Genomic DNA, 431 nt, shown 5'->3' with positions numbered 1-431 from the left:
TTGATGAAGAGGCCCCTGGAGCGCTGAATCACTGTGCCGCCACGTTCCAGCTCGTAGAAGAACAGCGCCTGGGTTTTGGCCAGTTCCCGGGCGGCGCTGTTGGGCAGAAAGACGCTGACCACCAGCGGCGGTTCTTTGGTGATGATCTGGCGAGCGTCGTGCGCCACGGGAGCGCCGTCCAGCGTGCTGCCATCGATGTGCATGATGATCACGTCGTTTTCCTGGAAGTCCGGCGACGTGGCCCAGACCCTCAGCTCCAGTTCTTCATCTTTCAGAGTGTCGAGGTGCAGCAAGTTGCCGTTGGCCTGCTCAAGGATGGGCGCATCCAGTCGCGAGTTGCCGGTGTCGACGACGATGCGCGTTTCGCTGCACCAGTCTTGCGCGGCGTTGTTCACCAGATCAAGGACGGTAAACGTCACGGCGACCCCGGC

Annotated in this window: 1 pseudogene; it reads right to left on the bottom strand. The window is 61.7% G+C overall.

Annotated elements, in window-relative coordinates:
• Positions 1–431: pseudogene (locus M0814_RS29015) on the bottom strand (hypothetical protein); the annotation flags it as partial.

It is taken from the genome of Pseudomonas sp. MWU12-2020, from assembly GCF_023100605.1.
GTDB classification, from domain to species: domain Bacteria; phylum Pseudomonadota; class Gammaproteobacteria; order Pseudomonadales; family Pseudomonadaceae; genus Aquipseudomonas; species Aquipseudomonas fluorescens_H.
Note: the sequence above shows the minus strand (reverse complement) of the source record. Positions and strands in the feature narration are given on the sequence as shown.